This window comes from Flavobacterium sp. LC2016-01 (assembly GCF_009711135.1).
Taxonomy (GTDB): domain Bacteria; phylum Bacteroidota; class Bacteroidia; order Flavobacteriales; family Flavobacteriaceae; genus Flavobacterium.
In genome coordinates this window covers 150,885-171,172 of record NZ_WMIC01000003.1, presented here as the reverse complement: position 1 = coordinate 171,172, position 20,288 = coordinate 150,885, and the positions used below count along the sequence as shown (strand labels likewise).

The 20,288-nt window shown below is 35.3% G+C and carries 14 protein-coding genes; 1 reads left to right on the top strand and 13 read right to left on the bottom strand.

Features of this window, described 5'->3' with window-relative positions; translation table 11 throughout:
- Positions 1-2: 2 nt before the first annotated feature.
- From GKZ88_RS07750 to GKZ88_RS07730, 5 genes are all read right to left on the bottom strand, one after another.
- Complete coding sequence (locus GKZ88_RS07750) at positions 3-1,001, bottom strand: DUF3667 domain-containing protein (RefSeq protein WP_155101810.1); 999 nt, start codon at positions 999-1,001, stop codon at positions 3-5.
- Positions 1,002-1,042: 41 nt separating this feature from the next.
- The gene (locus GKZ88_RS07745) at positions 1,043-1,816 is read right to left on the bottom strand and encodes a dienelactone hydrolase family protein (RefSeq protein ID WP_155101809.1); all 774 of its coding nucleotides are present in this window, start codon (positions 1,814-1,816) and stop codon (positions 1,043-1,045) included.
- Between the two features lie 101 nt (positions 1,817-1,917).
- Positions 1,918-4,116, bottom strand: coding sequence for a penicillin acylase family protein (locus GKZ88_RS07740; protein ID WP_155101808.1), 2,199 nt, complete (start codon positions 4,114-4,116; stop codon positions 1,918-1,920).
- 2 nt (positions 4,117-4,118) lie between these two features.
- Positions 4,119-4,982 (bottom strand): cyanophycinase, encoded by an 864-nt coding sequence (locus tag GKZ88_RS07735; protein WP_155101807.1) that lies wholly within the window; start codon positions 4,980-4,982, stop codon positions 4,119-4,121.
- Between the two features lie 130 nt (positions 4,983-5,112).
- Entirely contained in the window at positions 5,113-5,565 is a 453-nt protein-coding gene (locus tag GKZ88_RS07730; RefSeq protein ID WP_155101806.1) for an Lrp/AsnC family transcriptional regulator, read from the bottom strand.
- Positions 5,566-5,776: 211 nt separating this feature from the next.
- Between GKZ88_RS07730 and rocD the strand changes: the two genes are divergently transcribed.
- Positions 5,777-7,027, top strand: coding sequence for an ornithine--oxo-acid transaminase (rocD, locus tag GKZ88_RS07725; RefSeq protein ID WP_155101805.1), 1,251 nt, complete (start codon positions 5,777-5,779; stop codon positions 7,025-7,027).
- Between the two features lie 147 nt (positions 7,028-7,174).
- Here the strand turns inward: rocD and GKZ88_RS07720 are convergent, their stop codons facing one another.
- The 8 genes from GKZ88_RS07720 to GKZ88_RS07685 form a co-directional block, all read right to left on the bottom strand.
- Complete coding sequence (locus tag GKZ88_RS07720) at positions 7,175-8,569, bottom strand: RagB/SusD family nutrient uptake outer membrane protein (RefSeq protein ID WP_155101804.1); 1,395 nt, start codon at positions 8,567-8,569, stop codon at positions 7,175-7,177.
- A gap of 10 nt (positions 8,570-8,579) precedes the next feature.
- The gene (locus GKZ88_RS07715) at positions 8,580-11,564 is read right to left on the bottom strand and encodes a TonB-dependent receptor (RefSeq protein WP_155101803.1); all 2,985 of its coding nucleotides are present in this window, start codon (positions 11,562-11,564) and stop codon (positions 8,580-8,582) included.
- Positions 11,565-11,948: 384 nt separating this feature from the next.
- Positions 11,949-13,880 carry a family 2A encapsulin nanocompartment cargo protein cysteine desulfurase gene (locus GKZ88_RS07710; protein WP_155101802.1) on the bottom strand — a complete coding sequence of 644 codons (1,932 nt, stop codon included), beginning with the start codon at positions 13,878-13,880 and terminating at the stop codon, positions 11,949-11,951.
- A complete protein-coding gene (locus GKZ88_RS07705) occupies positions 13,864-14,784 on the bottom strand; it encodes a family 2A encapsulin nanocompartment shell protein (RefSeq protein ID WP_155101801.1) in 921 nt (306 codons plus the stop codon). Before GKZ88_RS07705 ends, GKZ88_RS07710 begins: the two co-directional genes overlap by 17 nt.
- 61 nt (positions 14,785-14,845) lie before the next feature.
- Positions 14,846-15,757, bottom strand: coding sequence for a cysteine synthase A (gene cysK, locus GKZ88_RS07700; RefSeq protein WP_155101800.1), 912 nt, complete (start codon positions 15,755-15,757; stop codon positions 14,846-14,848).
- Between the two features lie 14 nt (positions 15,758-15,771).
- Complete coding sequence (gene epsC, locus GKZ88_RS07695) at positions 15,772-16,593, bottom strand: serine O-acetyltransferase EpsC (RefSeq protein ID WP_155101799.1); 822 nt, start codon at positions 16,591-16,593, stop codon at positions 15,772-15,774.
- Positions 16,594-16,623: 30 nt separating this feature from the next.
- Positions 16,624-18,279: an arylsulfatase gene (locus GKZ88_RS07690; protein WP_155101798.1), complete on the bottom strand. Its 1,656-nt coding sequence runs from the start codon at positions 18,277-18,279 to the stop codon at positions 16,624-16,626.
- 717 nt (positions 18,280-18,996) lie between these two features.
- Positions 18,997-20,259 carry a putative sulfate exporter family transporter gene (locus GKZ88_RS07685; protein ID WP_155101797.1) on the bottom strand — a complete coding sequence of 421 codons (1,263 nt, stop codon included), beginning with the start codon at positions 20,257-20,259 and terminating at the stop codon, positions 18,997-18,999.
- Positions 20,260-20,288: the final 29 nt, after the last annotated feature.

Sequence of the window (20,288 nt, the reverse complement as noted above, 5' to 3'; positions counted from 1 at the left end):
TGTTAGTGTAAATTAATGAATATGTATAACATATAGAATGTAAGTAAAAATAGGATAAAAAAGAAGTTTATAAAAAATAATATTACACTTTTAACAAATGACACGAATCTCGTTTCTCCATAAAAACGATGATGCGCCGGATAAAAGTAATAGCACATCCAGACAATGCCGACAAAGTTTATGATGCCTACAATAGCGTCTGCCAGACCGTTTTCTGCAAATAATCCACCTATTTTATTGATGATAAAAAGGACGAGAAAAATCAAGAGCAAGAAAGAGAAGTAATGCAGTGTAAAAATTCCATGATCAAAATAATACCATCTTTTTTTGCCGTGGAAAATCCACAAAAAGAAGGCAAAGAATGGCATTATGATAAAAAGAATTTTGGGAATGTTATGAATAAATGATTCGATGAATTTTTCTATAATTTCTTTTTTCGTATTCTTTTCGGTAACGTGTGTTGCTTTTTCATAGATCCAATATTGAAAATCAGAAAGTTTTTCGTCTTCTTTTCCATATTTTTGAATGGAGTCGATTTCCTTCATTGTTTTCAACTGAAAATAGGACTTGTCCAATGTTTTCGACTTAATATATGACTTTTCTTTCCAGCCTTTTTCTTTTTTATTTGCATTTTCGAAATTGGACGTGATTTCCTTGTCATCTTTCGTAAGGTTTTCAGTTACATTATTTGGAAATAATGCAATTAAAAGAAAGGTAACAAAACTGATAAAAATGTAAAGACGTACAGGCGCCAGATAAGATAATCTCTTTCCCGAAAGATATTCTTTAGTTAAAGTTGCCGGCTTTAAAAGCAGGTTTTTAATCGTTTTCCAAAAAGCATTTTCATAATGCGTCAAATCTTCAAAAAAGTGAATAAACAAATGATGAAACGTTTTTCGGGTATCTGTGTTTTCCTGACCGCAGTTTGGACAAAATTTCTGTTCTACAACATGCCTGCAGTTCAAACAGGTTTTATCTTTTCTAATGGGACTATGTGACATTGGTTAATTTGTTGGGTTTGATTTGGTTTAGTTTTAAGGTTTTATTTTTTTAGAACTTCGTCAAGAAATAATTTTAAGTGTTCAAAAGCTCTTTTTGCCGCAACAGGATTATAAGCTGCTCCTTTAGAATTGTCGCTTCCAGCTTCTGGATTTGTAAACGAGTGAACAGCATCAGCATAATAAATCATTTGCCAGTCGGCTTTAGAATCGCGCATTTCTTGTTGGAAAGCAGCAACTTCTTCTTTAGAAACATAAGGATCATCGGCTCCATGACAAACTAAGACTTTGGCAGTAATTGGCGTTGCAGGTCTTGAGGCATCTTTTCCTAAGCCACCATGAAATGAAGCAACTCCTTTTACGTTTAAATGGCCGCGCGCAGCTTCAAGAACCCCAGTTCCACCAAAACAATAACCAATAACAACAATATTATCAGCATTTGCTCCAGACTTAATCAATTCCTGTAATGCGGCGTTGATTCTTTTTTGGTAAGCTTCATAATTGGTTTTATAGAAACCTGCTTGTTTTCCTGCTTCTGAAGTGTTTTTTGGATAATTTCCTTCTCCATATATATCAGCAATAAAAACATGATAGCCTAGTTTTGAAAGATTTTCGGCAATTCCTTTAGAGGCATTGTCAATTCCGAGCCAAGCCGGTAAAAGTAAAATACCAGGATTCTGACTGCTTTTTTTAGCAGGTTTTATAGATAAACCATTTAATGCCTGATTTCCATCGGCATATTTTACGGGTTTTAATTGTGCGCTTATAGTGTTAGAAAACAATATAGTAGCAAAAATAAGAAGGGCTGAATTTTTCATCGATTTACAATTTTAAACAAATATCAGAAATATTCTCTTATAAAAAAACCTCGAAAGAAAGTTCTTCCAAGGTTTGTTTGTAATGGTTTTTTTTGTCAAAATTATTCTCCGGGATGATAGGTTTTTTCGGCATTTTTAATGACATCTTCTTTATAGAATAAAACGTCTTTAAATTGACCTTTTCGGTACATTTCGGCTTGATCGGTAAAATGTTTTGAGTTTTCATCACCGCTGTTTCCACCTGCTAATAATGATTTTGCTTTTATTTTTGGACCAAATTCTACGGCACAGATAAAACTGTTTCCATTATATCCGTAACGTTTTTTAGAGCCATTTTGATAACTGCTTTTAAAAGAAGGCAGGCTTCCCCAAGAACCCGGGCCATAACCAATTGGCAAGCTTGGTTTTGAATCGTCATATTTTAAATCAATTGCACCGTTTGAACGCTGAAAACGATTAATATCGCCCCAAGCCACTTGCCATGTTCCAAATTTTGATTCTAATTCTTTTAAAACCGCCAGCAGTTGCGGAATCATTTGCGATGCTGTGGCTTTTTTTGCAAAATTTCGGGTATTTTCAACTTGATCTAATTGGCCTTCGTCAATATATGCTTTTAGTATAATTGGGTCTAATTTATAAGCCCATTCAACGGCTAATGTGGTTGCCACCGAATTTTCTTTAGCATAATAATCCCAATATTTCAGAATTGAAATTGGTTCTTTTAATGCAATATATTCTGGGGATTCTAGGCTTACATTTTTTTCGAAAACGTTGACTAAACTCGGAATCAATATTTCGAAAATAGATAATTTAGAATCGTAGCCATCAGCAATTACTTTGTCTAAAGTATATTTAGTGCCTTTGCTGAAAATTCGGACTGCATTAATTCCTCTGAAATTTTCTCCATCTGGCGCCATATACGGAATGTAATTTTCTTTTTTCGGACTGTTGCTTCCGGCAACCGAGAAAGGAGTAGAGTTGCAATTTTGAAGCCAGCCGTTTACAGGATTATAAACATGAACCGTTTCATCAACTTCGTGCAGACCTTTCCATTGCGTCGAAGAAATAGAGCCGTCAACTACTTTTGACCAGTTTAAATTTTTATCTCGAATTGGAATAAAATTCCCGTGCCAATAGGCGATATTTCCTTTACTGTCGGCATAAACGGTATTGTTTGACGTATTGGCTTTTAGGTCCATTGCTTTTTTATAATCGTCAAAGTTTTTGGATTTTGTTCTGATCCAACTTTGGATTAAACTGGTCATTGAACGATTATTTGATTTTAAGCTGATCCATTTTCCGTCGCGTTTTGCCATAATTGGCCCGTTATTAGTAAAATAGGTTTTGAATTTCTTTGGAATCAATTTTCCGTTTTCGGTATAATTAATTGTGATTTCTTTTTCACCAACCGGAAGAAGTTTATTGTCGAATTCATAAAATAATTTTCCGTCTTTATTGGTGATTTTTTCAGCATACATATCAGCAACATCAACATTTGATGAGGTATGCATCCACCCACAGTTTTCGTTAAAACCTTGGTAAATAAAAAATTGTCCCCAAGTTACAGCTCCGTAAACATTCAAGCCTTCTTCACTGGTAATCTGAACTTCAGGTCTGAAGTAAAAAGTTGTATGTGGGTTAATGTATAAAATGGCATTTCCGTCAGCGGTTTTTGATGGTGCAAATGCAAAACCATTTGAGCCCGTCTGAACATATTTTTCTCGTTCAACATATGCCACTTTATCATTATTTCCAGAATAAAATGCTTTTAATTCGGCTGTTGAAAGATCTGCGGTGCTTATAGCGCCAATACTCCCGTCCGTCCAAAGCAACGGAAACCAAGGTTCAAAATGTGTTAAAAGTGCCGGTTTTACTTTTGGATGCTTGTATAAATAAAAGTTGATTGCATCGGCATAACTGTTCAGCAGTTTCTTTAGCCATTGCGGTGCTTTTGCATAATCGGCTTTTGCTTCGTTAACATCAATTAAAAGTTTAATTTCTAAATCATTATACAAAACCGATTGTCCTTTTATTTCTGAAAGGCGTCCGAGTTTTTCAATATAATTCATTTCGATTCTTTTAAAATCATCTTCGCATTGCGCATACAATAATCCGAAAACAGCATCGGCATCTGTTTTTCCGTAAACATGCGGAATTCCCCAATTATCCCGAATTATAGTGACTTGTTTAGCACAGTTTTTTAAACGTTCAATTTCTTTTGTATTGATTTTTTGTGCCGAAAGTTGAAAGCTAAGACAAATAAAAAATAATGATTTTATGATTTTGGAATAAGGATGCATGACTATTTAATATTAAATTTTTGACCGGCGGTGTAAATGCTCATTTGTAAATTTTCGATTGAAATAAGATTGTTCTTTTTTGATTTTTTGATGCCTTTTGGTTTTCGTACGACAATAACTTCACTTTCTCCGGCAACTTCAATTTCATTATTTCGAACAATAATTGCAGTAGCTTCATCAATCCCAATTCCGGTTAAATCTGGAAACTCAACTAAAGCAGAAAGCAAGCGGTTGTAGCGGTTTCGTTTTAAAAAATGCTGATCGATAACGGCAGTTTTCAATAAACCCAAACCTTCTGAAGTTTCTAAATTATCATAACGGATATTATCAAAAGTTCCCGAATATTCTTTTTCTAATTTCTGATTTCCGGTAATCATTTTTTCAGACATTACAGCCGCACCGGCACTTGTTCCAGAAATTGTACTTCCGTTTTCGTATGCTTTCTGAATTGCTGTTTTTATTGGTGTATTGTGAACCACAGTCATAAAACGGCTTTGATCACCTCCGCTGATGAAAATCAATTTTGCTTTTTGAACAGAGTCTGTCAGTTTTTTATTTTGAGCCGTTGCTGCGTTGAAATTCAGCATCACAATTGGGTTTTGCGTCAATTTCACCATTTGAGTTTTGAAGAAAATAAACGAGCTGTCTGGTTCTTCACTTGACATCGGCAAAACCACTATGTAATCTTTTGTTCCTAATTCGGCTACAGCCAAAACCTGTTTCATCAAAGCGTCAGAACGGTCGCCTCCGCCAATGATAAATAATTTTCCTTTTGAATTTTGTGCCTGCAGTAAACCGCTTATTAATAACAACAAAGTCAAAATCAATTTTTGAAACGGAAATTTAGAAAGAAATTGGTTTTTCATGGTTTTGGTCGTTAATTATGCTGGTTTTCTAAAATTTTTAAAAGCGAAGAATTAGCGATACAATATATTTTAGGTATTGAGCAGCATCGTGTTCTTCCTATGCATTTTAATGCTTTTAAATTTAAGAGATTTAAAGCGTAATGTTTCTTTTAAAAGCACAGCCTAATTCAATGATCGAATCTGTTTTGGCAATTCCAGAAATGCGGTCGATTTTTTCGTAAAGAATCGTACGCATATGTTCGTGATTTTTTGCAATAATCTTGATGTAAAGCGTAAATGAACCGGTAACATAATAGCATTCCGTTATTTCAGGAATTTTTTTCATTTCTTCGATAATTCGGTCAGAGTCAGAATCTTTATTCAGTGTGATTCCGGTAAAAGAAGCCCAGTCGTAACCAATATTTTTTTCTTGTATAATGGGTTTAATTCCGCCAATAACACCTTGCTCGATCATTCTGTTAACACGCTGATGCACCATAGTATTTGAAATTTTTAAGTTGGCCGCTATGGCAGAAAATGCCATTCTTCCATCTTTTTCTAATTCCTTCAGTATATTAATATCGAATTCGTCTAGTATATCCATTCTTTTAAAATCTTCTTTTTTGATTTATAAAAGTAATTATTTTTTTCAATAAAAGGGAATAAAATCATGGATGTGATTTGGTTGTATTTATTTTTTATTGGCTTTAAAAATTAAATTTGACTTTTTATATTGATTAATAGATTTAATTTCGGTTTTTTTATTGTGTATTTTATGTTTTTTGATACTTTTGTATTTGAAAAACAAAATATTTATGATACATACAGAAAATATACTTTCGTCGAAATCTGAAATTTTGATAGAAAAAGAGAATAAATACGGAGCTCATAATTATCATCCGCTTCCTGTGGTTTTAGAAAAAGGAGAAGGCGTATATGTTTGGGATGTTGATGGGAAAAAATATTATGATTTTTTATCGGCTTATTCAGCAGTAAATCAAGGACATTGTCATCCGAAAATTGTACAAGCAATGATCGATCAGGCACAAAAACTGACTTTGACTTCTCGTGCTTTTTACAATGATAAATTGGGTAATTACGAAGAATATATAACCAATTATTTTGGTTTTGATAAAGTGTTGCCAATGAATACAGGTGCTGAAGCAGTTGAAACAGCACTAAAAATATGCAGAAAATGGGCGTATGAAGTAAAAGGTATTCCAGAAAATCAAGCGCAGGTGATTGTGTGTGAGAATAATTTCCACGGAAGAACCACTACTATTATTTCATTTTCGAATGATGAAACGGCACGTAAAAACTTTGGTCCGTTTACAGATGGATTTATAAAAATTGAATACGATAATCTTGAAGCGCTGGAAAAAGCTTTAGATTCTTCAAAAAATATTGCTGGATTTTTGGTTGAACCAATTCAGGGCGAGGCTGGAGTTTATGTTCCGTCAGAAGGTTATTTGGCGAAAGCTAAAGCATTGTGTGAAAAACATAATGTTTTATTTATTGCCGATGAAGTTCAAACCGGAATTGCGCGTACCGGAAAATTATTAGCCGTTCATCACGAAAATGTGCAGCCTGATATTTTAATTTTAGGAAAAGCAATTTCAGGAGGTGTTTATCCGGTTTCGGCAGTTTTGGCCAATAATGAGATTATGAATGTAATCAAACCAGGACAACACGGTTCTACTTTTGGTGGAAATCCTGTTGCAGCAGCGGTTGCGATTGCAGCATTGGAAGTAATCAAAGACGAAAAACTGGCCGAAAATGCAGAACGTTTAGGAATTATTTTAAGAGAAGGATTAAATAAAATTGCTGAAAGAAATAATTTAATTACGCTTGTTCGCGGAAAAGGACTTTTAAACGCAATTGTAATTAATACAAACGAAGATTCTGATTTAGCTTGGGAAATTTGCTTGAAATTTAGAGACAACGGATTATTGGCAAAACCAACTCATGGCAACAAAATCAGACTGGCACCGCCGTTAGTAATGACCGAAGCTCAAATTCAGGAATGTCTTGAGATAATCGAGAAATCTTTGAATGAGTTTAGATAAGGTTCTAAGCTACTAAGATGCTAAGGCGCTAAGGTTTTTTTTAAGAAAGGTTCAAAATTTTATAGTTATTCTATAAAACTTTGAACCTTTTCTATGTTCAAAAAACTCAGAACCTTAGCATCTTAGTATCTTAGAATCTTAAAAAAATTAACTTCCGTAACCAGGATTTTGTGTGATTTTTTTGTTGGTATCCATTTCTTTTAATGGAATAGGGAAGACCAATCTGTTTGAATCATAGGGAAGAATTTCAGAACCGTCGCCATTTGTGCTGATATCAATTGAACGTTTTGTTCTGCGGATATCGTGAATTAAAAAACCTTCCATGCCCAGTTCTAATTCGCGTTCCAGTAAAATATCATCAACAGTCACCGTTGTCAATTCATCTGCGTTTGCTCTGGAACGAATAATATTAATGTCGTCCAAAGGTGTGTTTCCTACTGCAGTTCCAGCGCGTAAATTACTTTCAGCTCTAATCAAATACATTTCAGCTAAACGAATAATTGGCAGATCGCCAAATTGATCTGTAAATTTTGAAGTTAATAGTCTTCCGTTATCTTCATTTTCATAATTAAATACTGCTCTGTCATCAGGATCGCTAAATTTATCTAAATAAGCATCTCTTATAGAAAAATCCCCTCCGCGTCCGCCATTTCCTTCAGAAGCATAAAAAGTTACAGCATCATTTACACCGGTTTGTTTTGTAATTTGAATGGCAAAAACATCTTCGGTTTTATCTGTGTCGTGATTAAAGGCATCTGCATATTTTAGAGATAATCCGTGTCCGCTGTTTTCAATGACATCATTTGCAGCATCTCTAGCTGCAGCATAATTTTGCTGTTGCAGATAAACTCTGGCTAATAAAGCTTTAGCAGAATATTTATCAGCATAAAAGCTGTTTTCTTCAGGAAGATTAGTGTAGGCCAAATTTAATCCGTCAATAATTACCTTATAAACTTCATCGACAGTACTTCTTTCTTTTGAAAGATCTACGCTGAAGTCGTAAATTGCATTAGGCCTGATTACAACTCCTAATTGCGTATTTGCTTGTCCGGCAACATAAGGTTTCGCAAAAAAGCGTACCAAATCAAAGTAAGCTAATGATCTCAAAAAGTTAGCTTCTCCAATCATAACAGTTCGTTTGTCTGGATCTTTTACTTTGTCGATATTTTCGATAACAGTATTTGCTGCATTAATCATTGAGTAAAGTCTCGAATAGCTGCCTTCAATAATTACGTTGTCAGAAAGCATGGTTTTAAGGTACATTTGGCGAAGTTCACCAAAACTGCCGCGCCATCTTAAATCGGTTGTGCTTAGCGAACCTGTCACGCCAAGTAAATCTGCATACAGCAAAACGCGGCCGCCATAAGCATTTCCGTTTGCCGCAAGTGCATACGTACCCGTAAGAACATTTGTAACACCGCTTTCAGTGCTTAAAGTGATTGAAGCATCTTCAGACTGTTTAGGATCTAAGTTTAGTTCATCTTCACAGCTTGTGAAAAAGACTGCTAGAATTATAAGTAAGATTAATTTATTTGCTTTCATTTTGTTCTTTTTAAAAATTAATATTTACTCCAATTGCCATAGTTCTTGCAGGTGGTGCCGAGTAAAAATCTTCTCCAATTCCTGAGTCATCTCTTCTTGCTTCAGGATCTGTTCCTTCGTAATTTGTAAACGTAAGCAAGTTTACCGCTGTAAAATAAATTCTTAAACTGCTCATTCCCGCTTTATTTACGGTTTCTTTAGGTAAAGAATAACCTAATGTTACGTTACGTAAACGTATAAAATCTGCTTTATCTAAATAACGGGTAGATTCTTGTGTTCCGTTTGAACCTCCAAATCTTGCTTGCGGTACATTCGTGATATCGCCCGGATTTTGCCAGCGATTTAACTGATCTTCGGTTTGGTTGTCAAAATAATCTGCAGCTGTCGACATATATATTCCTGCTGAGTTATAAATACTTGCGCCCCATTCGCCTTGAAATGTAAAGTTAAAATCAAAATTTTTATAATTCATCGTATTAGTCAATCCAGACATTAAGGTTGGGAAAGGATTTCCTGCTACAATTCTTTTAGCTTCACTGTAATCGTTAGTAGTACTTTTGTCAAGACTTCCATCAGCATTTACTGTGTTTTTTACAAAAAGGGCATCCCCATTTGTAGGATCAACACCAGCGTATTCAACTAAATAAAATGATGAAATGTTTTCTCCCACGCGGTTGATGTTATAATTTGTGACAACATCAGTATTATTATTAGGCAGTGATTTTACTTTTGATTCGTTTGTTGTAAGGTTGAAACTTGTAGTCCATTTGAATTTTTCTGTTTCAATATTTTTTGTATTCAAAGTAAATTCAAATCCACTGCTTTTTATTTCCCCAAGGTTTGTATTGATCAACGTAGCGCCAGAGCTAGGAGGCAAAGGTTTTTCAAAAAGAAGACCATCAGTGCCTTTGTAATAATAATCGACTTCTAAATTGATTTTATTAAGGAATCCAACTTCAACACCAACATCTGTTTGTGAAGATGTTTCCCAAGTAAGATTATCATTTCCGGCTTGGCTAAAAGTTAATCCTGATTTTAGGTTATAGGAATTAGGTCTGTATAATTGGCGAGAAGCAAAGTTTCCAACTTCAGCATTTCCAACCTGACCCCAGCTTGCTTTTAATTTCAAATAGCTTAAAACAGTATTGTCTTTTAAGAATTCTTCTTGTGACATAACCCATCCAGCTGAAAAAGCTGGGAAAATTGCAAAGCGTTCATTTTTTCCAAAACGAGATGATCCATCACGGCGGATACTTGCTTTAAAAAGATATTTATTTTTGAAGCTATAATTGAATCGGCCAAAATGAGAAAGGAAAATATAATCAGTTTCAGAACCATGCCCTTCATTTACTTCTGCACCGCCATCAACCGTATGGAAATCATCATTTGGAAAATAAATACTGTTTACATCTTGGTAGCGTCTATTATATTTATTAAATTCCATACCTGCAACAGCGTTTATAGTATGGTTTTCACCAAAGGTAAGATCGTAAGTAAAGTAATTACTGAAAACATAGCTTTCTGTATTTACAGAAGTTGCAAAAACGGCTCCATCAGTGGCCATAAAAGGTGCATTTTTTCCTTGCCAGTAATCTTCGCTTTGTGTTAAAAGATCATAACCGAAATCCGAATTAAATTTCAAACCTTTTACCAGTTTTAATTCTCCGAATATTTTTCCCGTAAGTCTTCTCATGATAGTTTTCCAAGAAGTATTGTCTTTTGCTAACAAATAATTGACATATTCTGTATTGGGATTTGGAGTTCCATCGTCTAATCTTGCCTGTGAAATTGGAGCCTGCGCTACAGATTGCATTGGTGTAGAGAATGAATTGTCGTCTTGAACCCTGTCAATAACAGATCTAGAAAAACTAAGGTTCATTCCGGCAGTAAATCGGTCTGTAATTTTATGAGATACATTTGATCTTGCTGTTATTCTTTCCAAGCTATTGCTGTCAACAATTCCTATTGTATTGTTGTAAGCTCCAGAAAAGAAATATTTTGTTCTGTCATCACCTCCAGAAACAGAAAAATCTGCATCAGTTGTATAACCGGTTTTTAAAGCAATGTCTTGCCAATTTGTGTCAATTTCTCCGTTTCTCCAATCTGTTCCCTGAGATAAATATTCCAATTCATCTTCTACAGATTCTAAATCATCAACATTTCGGCCTGCTTCCTGCAGTAATTCTACATATTGTTTTGCATTCAGAAATTTTTTAGTGTGAGTGGCTTCACTGATACCCTGAGAGAAGTTTAAAGAAAAATTTCCTTTACCTTCTTTTCCTTTTTTTGTTGTAATGATTACAACTCCATTGGCTCCACGGGCTCCATAGATTGCAGCAGAAGAAGCATCTTTTAATACGTCGATTGATTCGATTTCATTTGGACTTAAAGTTAACAGCGGATTCGTTGGTGCCCCATTGCTGGACTCATTATCAGTGATAAGCGGAATACCATCTAGAACATATAAAGGCTGTGTACTGGCACTAATACTGGCTGCACCACGAACTCTAATATTCATTCCTCCTTCAACCTTACCGTTTGTTTGTGTAATTTGTACGCCGGCTAATTTACCAACCAGGGCATTCTGTACGTTTGCAACTGGTACTTGCTGAATATCTTTTGCCGTTACACGTGCTATATTATCGGTTAAATTCTTTTTTGATTGTGTACCGTAACCCACAACAAGAACAGCTTCAAGCTCATTTTGAGTTTCAACCATCTTAATTGTCATAGAATTTGAAGCTTTTACTTCAACGGTTGCAAAACTAACATAACTAGCAACTAAAATATCGCCTGTATTAGCTTGAATTTTAAAATTTCCATCAAAATCAGTTTGTGTACTGACATTTGTTCCTTTGAGTACAATATTTACTCCTGGAATCGGAACGCCTTTGTTATCAGTAACTGTACCAGAAATTGACCCTCCTTGAGCCATGGCCATTTGCACGCTTAAAACGAGCAAAAGCCACAAAAAATGTTTTAAATTAATTTTCATTTTTTATTGGGTTTAAATTAGTTATCTCAAATATCTTAAATAAATGTTAAGTAGAAACCTGTTTTTAACATTAAAAATAACATATAACTTCATTTTTGTAATATTTGTAACATTTAGTACCCAAATACTTTTATTTTGTAAAAATTTAAGTGATAATGTGATTAATATTTAAATGAAATTTCTAAATATGCTTTAAAAAACAGATTAATTAACATAAAAACAGATAAAATATTACTGATTGGGGGTATTTGTAGAAAAAACTTGGATTTTTTAAGATTGAAACAAAAAAAGCGACTGTTCAGGAAAACAATCGCTTTTGGGTATAATTACTCAAAATATCAAAAAAAGTAATTATCTTTTTTAGAGAAAATGATCTCTTTATTTTTAAAATTTGACTTTTTTAAGTTCCCACAAAGTCTTGATAAAAGTATCAACATCTTGAGTGGTATTGTAAAATGCCAATGAGGGACGAACGGTGGTTTCAACTCCCATTCTTCTCAAAATTGGCTGTGCGCAATGGTGCCCAGTTCTTACCGCGACGCCTTCTTTGTTTAAGGCTTGACCAACTTGATCATTTGTATAACCTTGTAAATTAAAAGATAATACACTTGCTTTGTCTTTTGCCGTTCCAATTAAACGCACGCCCGGAATTTCTTTTAGCAGTCTTGTTGCATATTCTAATAAATAATGCTCGTACTGGCCAATTTGTTCAATTCCAAGTTTCGTCACATAGTCAATAGCAGCGCCAAGGCCAATTGCATCGGCAATATTTCCTGTTCCGGCTTCAAAACGATTCGGTGCTTTGTGGTATTTTATTTCCTCAAAAGTTACATCCTGAATCATGTTTCCACCTGATTGATACGGCTGCATTTCGTTCAATAAATCTTCTTTGCCATATAAAGCGCCAATTCCCGTTGGACCAAATAGTTTATGTCCAGAAAAAACCAGCCAATCCGGATTTAAATCCTGAACATCCACTTTCATGTGTGAAACCGACTGTGCTCCGTCAATTAAGACTTTTGCTCCGGCTGCGTGTGCCATTTCGGTTATTTTTTTGGCAGGAGTTACGGTTCCCAATGCATTTGAAACTTGTGTAAAAGCTACTAAACGAGTTTTTGAATTCAGCAGTTTTGCATATTCATCCAAAAGAATCTGACCATCATCATCAACTGGAATTACTCTTAATTTTAAACCTTTTTTATCTGCCAATCTTTTCCACGGAACTATATTAGCATGATGCTCCAGATTACTTACAATAATTTCATCTCCAGCATTTAAATTTTGATCGCCCCAAGTTGAAGCTACCAAATTGATTCCTTCAGTAGCACCACGAACAAATACAATTTCGTTTACAGAAGAAGCATTTAAAAATGTTTTCACTTTTTCACGTGCAGCTTCATAAGCGTCAGATGCGCGTGCCGCCAATTCATGTGCTGCACGGTGAATGTTCGAATTTTCATGCTCGTAGAAATACGCAATGCGATCAATAACCGATTTTGGTTTCTGAGTCGTTGCGGCATTATCAAACCACACTAAAGGTTTTCCGTTTACAGTTTCACTTAAAATCGGAAAATCTTTTTTGATCAATTCGGCATTGAAAGCTGAATTTGTACTGCCACTTAATGGGTTTGTTCCGAAAGAACTTCCAACAATCGCATTTGTGTTTTTGTGATCAAAAGCAAATGGATTCTGATCTAAAAAATAATAGGAATTTTGAAGATCATTGCCGCTTGATGGAAAATCATTTCGCTTTCTAAAAAAAGTATCAACTGTTTCTAAAGCTATTTTTAGTTCATTTTCAAAAGAAGAATTTTCGCTTTGAAAAGGCAAATATTGATCATTTAAAAACAGCGATGAAAAAAGTGATTCTTCATTAAGCTGTGGTGATCCGCTGTTTTTTAAATTGATATCATAAAAACCAGTCTGCGGATTATTAATATTTAGTCCGTTATCTTCAGGAATTCCAGAAGAAGGGATGCCATATTTAGGATCAAAACCTGCACCAGCGTTTGGGTACAAAGCCGAGGCACTCGAACTTTGAGAAGCACTTGCTGGAGAACCTCCAAAACCGCTGAACGAAGGCGGAGCCAGATTAACATTTAACGGACTTTGCACAGGAAACGACGTTAAAATATTGGCGCCACCAGCATGCAAAAGCGTTTCTGCAATTTTTGTCGCACGAGGATGTTCCGCTTTGTCTGGACTCAATGAAATTTCTTTCGGAAATTCATTAGGCAGCGCACTGAACAGTTCGTTTGCCAGAAACTGCAAATCGTCAATGTTTGGTAATCCGTCTGGGTTAATATTTGTACTCATGATACTTTCCTATTTCGACATCTTCTAAAACAGCGATGGCATCATCAACCAAAATAGCTAAAGAACAATAAAGCGAAACTAAGTAAGAAGCAATCGCTTTTTCATTAATTCCCATAAAACGAACTGATAATCCAGGAGATTGTTCGCCTTGTAATCCCGGCTGAATCAATCCAATGACACCTTGACGGCTTTCGCCAGTACGTAATAAAATGATTTTTGATTTCCCTTTTTCAATTGGCAATTTATCCGATGGAATAAGCGGAATTCCTCTCCAAGTTAAAAACTGAGATCCAAACAAAGATATTGTTGGAGGCGGTACGCCTCGGCGTGTACATTCACGACCAAAAGCAGCAATTGCCAGCGGATGCAGTAAAAAGAAACCTGGCTCTTTCCAAACTTTAGTCAGCAATTCGTCTAGATCATCTGGAGTTGGTGCTCCTGTACGAGTTTTTATGATTTGAGAAGGCGCCACATTGCTTAATAATCCGTAATCTTTATTATTGATTAATTCGCTTTCTTGACGTTCTTTAATCGTTTCTATTGCCAAACGAAGCTGTTCTGAAATTTGATTATAAGGCTTACTGTATAAATCAGAAACACGAGTATGAACTTCTACAATGGTCTGAACGGCAGCAAGGTTATACTCCCTAGGATTTTCAACATAATCAACAAAAGTGTTTGGTAAAACTCTTTCGTCACGTGCAGAACAATCAACTTCGATGTGGTTTGCATTTTTAACTTTGTTCAAACGAAACACACCTGATTCTACTGGTGTCCAATGCAAAAGATGTGTCAGCCATCGCGGAGAAGTTGTTCCAATTTGGGGTACGGTACGCGTTGCAATTGCGAGTTGTCTTGCTGCAACATCGCCTAATGCGGTCTGTTGTTGTTTTGATTCTGCCATTTTTCTGGTATTTTAATAGGTTTGTAAATTATTTTTTGCTTGCTTAAAGTTATTCATAATTTTAATCAAATAGCTCATCTACAGATAAATATCTTTCTCCGGTGTCATAATTAAAAGTCAGGATTACAGCATTTTCTGGAATATCTTTGAGTTTTCTTGATAATGCTGCAAGTGCTGCTCCGGTAGATATTCCGGCAAATATTCCTTCTTCTTTGGCTATTCTTTTGGTAAAATTGTACGATTCGTTTTTGTCAACCGTTAAAATTTGATCGACGTATTCGCGATTAAAAACTTCGGGAATAAAACCAGCTCCAATTCCCTGAAACGGATGCGGAGATGGCAGTCCGCCACTCAAAACTGGCGATAAGGCCGGCTCGACAGCATACGTTTGAAGATTAGGGAAATGCTGTTTTAATATTTTTGAAACTCCAGTAATATGACCTCCGGTTCCAACTCCAGTAATTAAATAATCGATGCCGTCTGGAAAATCGGCGACAATTTCTAGAGCCGTCGTTTTTTCGTGAATTTCAACATTTGCTTTGTTGGTAAACTGCGAAGGAAGAAAAGAGTTTTTAATCGTCGAAGCCAGTTCTTTTGCTCTTTCGACAGCTCCTGATGTTCCTTTTTCTCTTGGTGTCAAAACATATTCGGCGCCATAGGCGTTTAAAATTCTCCTGCGTTCAACACTCATCGATTCTGGCATTACCACAATAACTTTATAACCTTTTACCGCTGCAACCAATGAAAGGCCAATTCCGGTATTTCCTGAAGTTGGTTCAATAATTACAGTGTCCTGATTTATAAGCCCTTTTTGTTCAGCATCTTCAATCATTGCAAGAGCGATTCGGTCTTTAATGCTAGATCCTGGATTTGCTTTTTCCAATTTAATCCACACTTCATGTGATTTAAAAAGTTTATTTAATCGAATGTGAGGAGTGTTTCCTATGGTTTCTAAAATGTTTTGATATTTCATTGGTTTTGATATTTTTAAATAGAATAAAAAATGGGTGCTGGAAAAGGATTATTATCTCTGATTTTAATTTCGTTTTTATGATAAACCACAGAATTGGAAGGGATTGTATAAGTCAGCCAGACATTTCCTCCAATTATGGAATCTTTTCCTACTGTAGTTTGACCGCCAAGAATAGTGCTATTGGCATAAATAATCACATTATCTTCAATGGTTGGGTGCCTTTTTAAAAAGGCTTCATCTTTTTTGACGCTCAAAGCGCCAAGCGTAACGCCTTGATAAATTTGCACATTATCGCCAATAATTGTTGTTTCTCCAATCACGATTCCTGTTCCGTGATCTATAGCGAAATCTTTTCCAATTTGTGCTCCGGGATGAATTTCGATACTTGTTTTAATATGAGCATATTCTGAAATTGTGCGGGCTAATAATTTTAAATCCTGCTCCCAAAGCTGATGAGAAAATCGATAAACGGCAATAGCGAAAAAACCAGGATACGAGTAGAGTACTTCTTCCAGAGATTTGGCCGCAGGATCTTTTGTAAATATGGTTACAGCATCGTTTAATGCTTTTTTGTGCAAATTTGGTATTGCTTCAAAAAAGTTTTTGGTCTGCAGTTTTTGGTCACTTTTTGGTGAAAAATCCAAAACCAATTCATCAAACTGCTTTTCCAGCTGATTGAATTTATATTTGATTGTTGCTTCAGATTCTAATGATTTTGAGGTATTCGAAAATAAGATGACAAACAAATCATCTATAAACTGATGTATTAATTTTTTCTCAGGCAGAATAACTAAGTCATGATGTTGTTTTGCTATTTCTTGATAAAATGAACTCATAATGATTATTTTACGGTTAGAAAAAGATTTTTATTTCTTTAGAGATGCACCACCTGGCATCACCTCTGGTTTTAGTTTGAATTTGCTGTATTCTACAACGCCATTTTGATCTGCCCATTCAAAATAAGATGCCGAAAGTTTATTCACAATTCCCGGATTTTGCTGTGCTACATTGGTAGTTTCGCCACGATCTGTTTCTAGATTATACAGTTCCCATTCGTATGATGGATAAATAGAAACCAATTTCCATTTTCCATCGCGAACCGCTCTATTTCCTGCTCTTTCCCAGAAAAGCGGTTCGCCTCGGTTCACTTCTGAAACATTGTCAAATAAAACAGGAAGCAGACTTTTCCCCGGAAGCGGATTCGTAGTTACGTTATTATAATTCTTAGGATATTCAATTCCGGCCAATTCGTAGAAAGTAGGAGCGAGGTCAATAATATGTCCGGTTCCTTTCTCAATTCTTCCAGCTTTTATTTTTGATGGAAACCAAGCGATGAATGGCGAACTGAAACCGCCTTCGTGCATATTATTTTTATATTGCTGAAGCGGTGTATTTGATAAATACGCCCAGTTTTGCTCCTGATAATCAAATGATCCTGAGGTTCCAACTGGTCCGTCATTTCGAACTAAACCTCTTCCTAACGGATTATAAGTATTAAATCCGCCTTGAGCGCCATTGTCTGAAATGAAGATAATTAATGTGTTTTTATCTTTTTTAAGGGCTTTTAATTTGTCCAAAACTTTCCCCACATTCTGATCCATGTTGTCAACCATTGCAGCGTAAACTTCCATTTTTGCTTTCCAGAATTGTTTTTCGTCATAAGTCAGTTTACTCCATTCTGGAACTTCTGGATCTCTCGGCGAAATAGTTTGATTGGCAGGCAAAATACCGCTGGCTTTCAGTTTTTCGATTCTTTTTTCTCTCAAAACATCCCAGCCTTCGTCAAATTTACCTCTGTATTTGGCAATGTCAACAGGTTTTGCCTGCAAAGGCCAGTGCGGTGCAGTGAAAGCTAAATACAAGAAAAAAGGTTTGTTTTCTTTATTTTGTTCCTCTAAAAATGTCACGGCATTATTTCCAATTTCATCTGTGAAATAATACGAATCATCTTTAGGATGCAATTCTTCGTTATTACGGATTAATTTTACCGGATAGGGTGTTTTTCCGAAAGGCAAAGGTTTGGTATCAAAATAATTGGATGCGCCTTTTAAGATGCCGTAAAACTTATCAAAACCTCTTTGATTGGGCCATTGCGCCTGATCTTCAGAACCAACATGCCATTTTCCTGATAAAAGCGTGCTGTAACCGCCAGAACGGAAGACTTCTCCCAAAGTCAAAGATTCTTTGTTCAAATAGCCTTGATAAGCTGGCAATCCTAAATTCACATCAAAGAAACCAACGCCAGCTTTGTGCTGGTATTGTCCAGTTAATAGGGAAGCTCGCGTTGGCGCACAAATCGAGTTATTGTAAAATTCGCGTAAGCGCAAACCTTCATTTGCCAGTTTATCTAAATTTGGAGTTTTAATCTCAGAACCATAATTCCCTAAATCGGAATAGCCCATATCATCTACCAAAATCAGAATGATATTTGGTTTTGCTGTATTTTGAGCATTTATTGTAGTAAAACTTAAAGCTCCGGTTAGTAAAGCAGAAAATAATATTGAGGTAATTTTATTGTTCATTTTAAAATGCTTTTTGTTTGTTGTTTTTTCTTTTGTAAGTGATAAATGTTCTTTATTTGGTTTATTTCTGTTGCCGCAGAAATGACTTTTTTCTAATCGTATAACATATTGGTATACAGATTCGTTTGAGGCGAATTGCATTATATTTTGTAATGAAATTTAAGCAAAAAAAGTGGTTTGTTCCGATTTTAAAGTGGGCAAAATCGCAGCAAACAAATGTGGGAATTAACAACAGCTGCACATATAACAAAAAGTGTTATTTGTGTATTTTTTAGGAAGAATGTGAAACGTTTTATGTGCTGTTGTTTTCAAAGTGTAAGTTTTAAATATTAAACTCTACTAATTCTATAGACAAAGTTATATTTAATATTGTAAAAACCAAATTAATCTTTAATTTTTTTTGAAAAAGAAGTGAGAAAGAAATGATTTGCCACGAATTTCACGAATTAACACGAATTAAATTTGTGAAAATTGGCGAAATTCGTGGCACAAAAAAGAATTAGGAAGGATTTTGTTAAAGTTTAGTAACCACAAATTTTGTCATTTCGACGGAGGAAAAATCCCCGCGAGTAACTTGACAAAGATTGGATTCTCGTTGCGGAGTTACTTGCGAAGATTTCTCGTTCCTCGAAATGACAAACAGGATGAATTATAGGTGCTTATCTATAAAAAAACTTAGCGAACTTTGCGTAAAACCTTGCGAACTTTGCGGTTAAATCATCTTCCAAACAAGAAAAAAGCAATAATCAAAGTAACAATAACATTGAATAATTGTGCCAATAAAAATGCATACAATGGTTTACGGCTGTTATTAGCAAGTAAATCTTTAAAATTAGTTTCTAAACCGATGCTCGTAAAAGCCAAAGCAAACCAAATTCCTTGCAAATTTTTCAAACTGTCTTTTACCGAATCGCGAACTTCTGAAGTAATAAAAAATGAAAATAGGAGAGAAGCCAGAATGAAACCGATAACGAACTTAGGGAAACGTTCCCAGATCACGCTTAAAGTGGGTTTTGATTCTACAGCTTCCGCAGATTTATTATGCGTATATGTCCAATAAACGGATATCGCAAATGCAGCTAATCCAAGTAAAACATTTTGAGAAAACTTTACAATCGTACTGATTTTTAAAGCCGTTTCGCCAACCAGACTCCCAGAAGCCACAACTGCTCCCGAAGTGTCTATACTGCCGCCTAACCATGCGCCAGTGACTTCTTCGGGAAAGTTGAAGTATTTGGCAATTATGGGCATGAAAATCATCATTGGAATGGCAGTTACCAAAACAATTGAAATTACATACGAGAGTTTTTTAGAATCGCCTTTAATTGCGCCCGAAGTTGCAATTGCGGCAGAAACACCGCAGATGGAAACGGCGCTTGAAATCATCATAGTTAATTCATCATCAACTTTTAATTTTCGGCAAAGCCAAAAGGCGAAATACCAGACAGACAAAACAACAACCAAAGCCTGAATTAAGCCTAATGAACCCGCCTTTAAAATATCAGAGAAAATCACGCTGGTTCCTAGTAACACCAATCCGATTTTGACGAAAACTTCTGTTGAAAGTGCTGAACGAAACCAGTCAGGAAGTTTAAAGAAATTCCCTATTGCTAAACCAATTATCAAACTGAAAATTACAGCTTCTAAATTGATGGATTTTATAGCCGAATTTCCCGCCAGAATTAGCGCAATAAGTGTTAAGATATACAGTATAGGAAAAGTCAGCAGGAAATATTTGACAGACTTCCCAATTAAAAAAGCACCGAATGCTCCAATAGAAATCAGATATAAAAATTGAATCAGAAGGATTTTTAGATTCGCAAAATCAAATACTTTAGTTTGCAAATCGGTAGTGTTTGACCAACTAAAAACAGGAACTTCGGGAAGAAATATAAAAAGTGAAATTCCGATGATTATGAAGCCTAGAATTACTACGGTCCAATCTTCGTGAATATTAAATTGTTTAGTTTGAGTTGACATTTGTTCTTGATTTCCTGCAAGGTTTTCAA

Bases quoted from the DNA above. Each gene is read 5' to 3' on its own strand.
- GKZ88_RS07750 (WP_155101810.1), bottom strand. From the start codon at position 1,001: ATGTCACATAGTCCCATTAGAAAAGATAAAACCTGTTTGAACTGCAGG.
- GKZ88_RS07745 (WP_155101809.1), bottom strand. From the start codon at position 1,816: ATGAAAAATTCAGCCCTTCTTATTTTTGCTACTATATTGTTTTCTAAC.
- GKZ88_RS07740 (WP_155101808.1), bottom strand. From the start codon at position 4,116: ATGCATCCTTATTCCAAAATCATAAAATCATTATTTTTTATTTGTCTT.
- GKZ88_RS07735 (WP_155101807.1), bottom strand. From the start codon at position 4,982: ATGAAAAACCAATTTCTTTCTAAATTTCCGTTTCAAAAATTGATTTTG.
- GKZ88_RS07730 (WP_155101806.1), bottom strand. From the start codon at position 5,565: ATGGATATACTAGACGAATTCGATATTAATATACTGAAGGAATTAGAA.
- rocD (WP_155101805.1), top strand. From the start codon at position 5,777: ATGATACATACAGAAAATATACTTTCGTCGAAATCTGAAATTTTGATA.
- GKZ88_RS07720 (WP_155101804.1), bottom strand. From the start codon at position 8,569: ATGAAAGCAAATAAATTAATCTTACTTATAATTCTAGCAGTCTTTTTC.
- GKZ88_RS07715 (WP_155101803.1), bottom strand. From the start codon at position 11,564: ATGAAAATTAATTTAAAACATTTTTTGTGGCTTTTGCTCGTTTTAAGC.
- GKZ88_RS07710 (WP_155101802.1), bottom strand. From the start codon at position 13,880: ATGAGTACAAATATTAACCCAGACGGATTACCAAACATTGACGATTTG.
- GKZ88_RS07705 (WP_155101801.1), bottom strand. From the start codon at position 14,784: ATGGCAGAATCAAAACAACAACAGACCGCATTAGGCGATGTTGCAGCA.
- cysK (WP_155101800.1), bottom strand. From the start codon at position 15,757: ATGAAATATCAAAACATTTTAGAAACCATAGGAAACACTCCTCACATT.
- epsC (WP_155101799.1), bottom strand. From the start codon at position 16,593: ATGAGTTCATTTTATCAAGAAATAGCAAAACAACATCATGACTTAGTT.
- GKZ88_RS07690 (WP_155101798.1), bottom strand. From the start codon at position 18,279: ATGAACAATAAAATTACCTCAATATTATTTTCTGCTTTACTAACCGGA.
- GKZ88_RS07685 (WP_155101797.1), bottom strand. From the start codon at position 20,259: ATGTCAACTCAAACTAAACAATTTAATATTCACGAAGATTGGACCGTA.